The sequence below is a fragment of the Pseudanabaena sp. 'Roaring Creek' genome, assembly GCF_001402795.1.
In the GTDB taxonomy this organism is placed as follows: domain Bacteria; phylum Cyanobacteriota; class Cyanobacteriia; order Pseudanabaenales; family Pseudanabaenaceae; genus Pseudanabaena.
Map to the genome: position 1 here is coordinate 1 of NZ_LIRE01000305.1, position 4,692 is coordinate 4,692.

4 protein-coding genes are annotated in these 4,692 nt (G+C 45.2%); 1 reads left to right on the forward strand and 3 read right to left on the reverse strand.

What is annotated here, in order from left to right; genetic code table 11:
• Positions 1 to 26: 26 nt before the first annotated feature.
• The 3 genes from AC805_RS10595 to AC805_RS10605 all read right to left on the reverse strand — a co-directional run bounded on the left by AC805_RS10595 (position 27) and on the right by AC805_RS10605 (position 2,643).
• The gene (locus tag AC805_RS10595; RefSeq protein WP_082429462.1) at positions 27 to 683 is read right to left on the reverse strand and encodes a chorismate lyase; all 657 of its coding nucleotides are present in this window, start codon (positions 681 to 683) and stop codon (positions 27 to 29) included.
• Positions 684 to 924: 241 nt separating this feature from the next.
• A complete protein-coding gene (locus AC805_RS10600; RefSeq protein ID WP_055075413.1) occupies positions 925 to 1,752 on the reverse strand; it encodes a YaaW family protein in 828 nt (275 codons plus the stop codon).
• Positions 1,753 to 1,920: 168 nt separating this feature from the next.
• A complete protein-coding gene (locus AC805_RS10605) occupies positions 1,921 to 2,643 on the reverse strand; it encodes a GntR family transcriptional regulator (RefSeq protein ID WP_055075410.1) in 723 nt (240 codons plus the stop codon).
• A 548-nt stretch (positions 2,644 to 3,191) separates the two neighbouring features.
• Between AC805_RS10605 and AC805_RS10610 the strand changes: the two genes are divergently transcribed.
• Positions 3,192 to 4,430: a Zn-dependent hydrolase gene (locus AC805_RS10610; RefSeq protein WP_055075411.1), complete on the forward strand. Its 1,239-nt coding sequence runs from the start codon at positions 3,192 to 3,194 to the stop codon at positions 4,428 to 4,430.
• Positions 4,431 to 4,692: the final 262 nt, after the last annotated feature.

The window sequence follows — 4,692 nt, forward strand, 5'->3', positions numbered from 1 at the left end:
GCGTGCGCCGCAGGTTTTAGGCAATTCTAAAGGCTGCTGGAACCCAGATATTTGCCGATCGCTGGGGAATAGATTTCGTAGAGCAAAGTGATCGGTTCGCCACCATGCCACAGCAAATAATGTCTTGCCCAATAGGTATCGATCTCAGGATAGCCAAAGGCTGCTGCTAAATTAGGACAAGCCCCCTTATAAATACCTTTAAGATCACGATATAGCTCGGTGTATCTCTGGTTGAGACTGACCCAGATCGGTAAGGAAGGATCTTTGAGGTACTTTTGCATTGCTGCTTCCGACCACCAAGAAGTCGCATGGGAAAAAATTTCTCCCGTTTTTTGCGATCGCAAAAAGATTTGGCGGCGTATGCGTGGAGCAGCGATCGAGGCAATATCCGATGGCGCTTCATCATCATCGTCACCGATGTTGGTCATGGCAACCACTTCCACCGAGATATCGGCTTGCGTCAGGAGTTGTAAATGTCTCGTTGGCGCACCATCCCCCATTAAAAACATTTGCCAAGTTGGAGATAGGAGGTTAAAGGGCAAACCCTTACGAATATCCGCTTCACTTCCCTGCCACATTGGTTCTTCGATCCGATGCCAAGGTGATATCTTGTCTCGACCGAGAGGTAGCGTTGTCGGAACTTGAATATTGGGCGCTGATGAATGAGCTGATGAAATAGTCATACAGGATTTCTCTTAACAATCCGTAACATATTCCCCATTGTAGTCTTAAAAAGGAAAGGATTTATACGGGCGCGATGGCGGCGCGAAGCGCCGCCCGTTTAGAGCGAACTGGCGCAATCATTTGCTCCTACAACAATTTTCGATCCAAAGAACCACAAGAAACCTTTTGAAAGTTTTGCTTCGCAACACTTTCAAAAGGTTTCTTAGTTTGGATTTGAGCGCAAAGTGCTGCAAGAAATCGCTAGGACATTCTCAGCAATCTAATTTGCGCGACGATGAAAATGGCAGGAATAATCCGACCGTAATTGGTGGCGATCGCCCGCCAACCTAAATCCGCAAAAAATAACCCCCATAAAGCGGGCGTAATTACTGAAAAGACCGTCCTCGCCGCCGTATATTGAGTCGCCGCCACCGCCATACCCCGTTTGGCTAAATATGTCGAAACATAGGCATTTAGCCGCGTCGCGATCGCCGTTCCTCCCGCCTTAAGAACTTCATACCCGACTTGATAAGATGCAAAATGCCAAGCCATCTGACGGGCGATCGCATTTAATACTGCCGAACGAATGACCGTGCTAACGGCGATCGCGCTACCACCTTTGACTAATAAGCTCATCGGATTCCTTTGCGCGTCAATGGGCAAAGACTTTTGCAGATCTGACTCGGTAAGTGCCGCTTGCATTGAATCGTCAAGGCTAGAGCGTTCTTGAGGAGATAGATTTTTCCATGAATTACTAATTAAATTCAGAAATAATTCTGACTCGATATCTTCAATGGATTGACTCTTGGAATACTTGATATGCAGATGCTGGCACACTCGCTCTAAGACTTCGCGATAGCTGACATGGCTAGTCTTGCGGCGTAACACTGTCAAACCATCAGCGGCAAGAAATTTGAAACGTTTGGCGATCGCCTCAATTAATTCATCGCGCTCCAAGTTTTGTAATTCTCTTACTGGTGGGGTAGCAAAATAATCAAGAGGATTGAATTTACGCCGAAAGAGGATATCTGCGATTTGGTATATTTCCTCATCAGTCGCCAACGTGAGAACATTGATTAACTCGTCCATTGCCCCATCCATTGATTTTTAACGAACAGTATCTCCAGCTTTCCTAAGCTTAGAAGATTCTAGTACTAAATACTTAAAACACAAAATCTCACTAGGGAGTGGGGAATTTGCAGTGACCTTCTTGGGACAAAGATTTTTTTGCAGGGTTAACAATGATTTTTCCTGTGATTACTGGTCTTGCAACTGTTGATTTTGTAACTGTTGATTTTGTAACTGTTCGATCTCACGAATTACCCTAATTTGGCTGGATTGTAAATGATTACTTAGGGCGATGACCGCCTCTTCACAATTGCCCTGCGCGATCGCTTCATAAATTTGCCGATGCTCGCAACTAATTTCTAATACCTTGGGATTTTGCTGCATTGTTTGCATCCGCAAGAGTGCCATTTTATCGAATAGTTGATCGAGTAAAAGCGCCAACCAAGGATTGCCAGAACATTCCGCGATCGCCCGATGAAACTGATAGTCGATATGCAGCAATTGATAGCTAGTCAGTTGATTGGGTTCTTGGAGAATCGCTTTTTCGGCTTGTAAAATTGCTAACTCGATTTTGGCTAACTGCTCGGCAGTCGCGCAGGTACAGGCTTCAGTTACCGATTCCTGCTCCAGCACCAAACGGCAGCGATACAGATGTTTAGCATCAGCGGGCGAGAAGCTAACTACACGTAAATTATTATTTTCATCGCTCACGACAAGCTGCTCTTGCTGCAACTGTTGTAATGCTTCGCGAATTGGGGTTCGGCTGACCTGTAGCTTTTCGGCAATTTGTGTTTCGACTAGCCGCGAACCCGCCAAAAGCTCCCCCGACAAAATAGCCGAACGTAAAACCTGATAGGTTTGCTCTCGTAAAGATTGCGAACGTTGGATGGAACGAGGTGAAGAAAGCAACAATCAAGAATCTCCTAAGATCTGCATGAGTAATTTTCTATGATTTCGACCCCTAACAGATCGATTTTAGCCATAAAAATTTTATTTGATTTGCATTAAATGACATTTAAGTAGCTGGGCATAATTAAAACCCAAAATTTAAACCTTTAGCGCACGCAGCGCGTGCGCTAAAGGTTTAATACCAATTCACGAAAGTGTGACAACACTTTTGTGAATTAAACACCAAACCCAGTAAGGTTTTGAGATTCTCAAAATGGCAACGCCATTTTGAGAATTGGTATAAGAGTCTTATAGCTACCGCCAACTGTGTCATCACATAAAACCCAAAATCATGTTGTCGCGCGGAGCGCGACAACATGATTTTGGGTTTTAATTTTGTCCTAAGTAAGACTGGCGGTAGCCATATATCTAAAGCAATTTCGCAATAATGGCAATCTAGTAATACTAGTATATGTATACAGTATATTGTGTGCATGACAATTGTTTTCTATTGCTTTCCCCTGTCTTAAATTTCATCCATCTCTATAAGGAATATAAGGAATAATCTGCGCATGATCGCCCTATCCCCGCTTGCTATTGATAGCGATCGCCTTGATCGCCGCATTGCTGAACTTGCCAAAATTGGAAATCTAGCTAATGGTGGGGTATGTCGATTGGCTTTTTCCGAGGAGGATATTCAAGCTCGTCAACTAGTTAGGACTTGGATGCAGGAGGCGGGAATGTCCATCCGTAACGATACGGCTGGAAATATGATCGGTACTTATGCTGGCACTGAAGCGCAAGCATCTTTGGCAACGGGATCGCACATTGATACCGTACCTGTGGGCGGTCGTTATGATGGCTGCTTGGGAGTTTTAGCGGGCATCGAGGTGGTGAGAGTTTTACAAGAAAATCAAATGCGGCTCCGTCATAACTTGGAGGTCATTGTTTTTGCCGATGAAGAAAATAGCGTCATTGGTTGCAAAGCGATCGCAGGAAATGCACCGACCGATCCCGAAAAATATCGTCGCAAAGATGGCACATCGATTCAAACCTGCCTAGAAAGAGTCGGCGGCAATTGGGAAAAGTTACATACCGCCCAACGCGATCGTCAAGATATCGCAGCATTTATCGAGTTACATGTAGAGCAGGGGGGGGTACTCGAATCCTTGGATAAAGCTATTGGTGTAGTTACGGGTATCGTCGGTCAATATCGTTTTATGGTGACGATCCTCGGTCGCCCCAATCATGCTGGCACGACCCCGATGTCTATGCGAAAAGATGCTCTTTTAGCGGCTTCCCAATTGATCATCGCCATCAATCGCTTAGCAACAGAAACCGAAGGCGATCAGGTGGCAACGGTTGGGCATCTAACGGTTTTGCCTAATGCCACGAATGTCGTGCCCGCCCATGTGGAGATGAGTATCGATTTGCGCGATCTTTCCGAAGAAAATTTACAGTATCTCGTTGCACGCATTGAAAAAGAAGCGGAGGCGATCGCCCAAAGCACGGGAACGGAGATCGCCATTGAGCAAAAGCTCCATATATTACCGACCCCTGCCCACCCCCCCATCATGGAAGCGATCGCGATATCTTGCCAAGAACTCAAACTCAGCTATACCTATTTACCCAGTCGTGCGGGACATGATGCTCAAGAAATCGGACGCTTTACCAATATGGGCATGATTTTTGTCCCCAGTCGGGCTGGTATTAGCCATTCTCAAGATGAATATACTTCTCCAGAGCAATGCGCCCAAGGTGCAAATGTTTTGTTGCGCACTCTCTTGGCGATTGATCGCAGTTATAAGTAATAAGTAGCTAGGCATAAGTAAACTTAAAACCTAGAAGAGCGTACCGCCCGCGTAGCGGGCGGTACGCTCTCTGGTTTTGGTTTTTAATTATGCCTAGTAGACAGTCAAAGATAATTTGGCGGGTAAAATAAAGGGACAGAAAATAGTAAGGAAAAAGGTATGTCAGCAAAACGATACAAAGTGACATTAACCGAAGAAGAACGCCAAAAACTAGAACAAATCACTAAAAATGGTAAGTCGGCAGCAGCCAAAATTAACCATG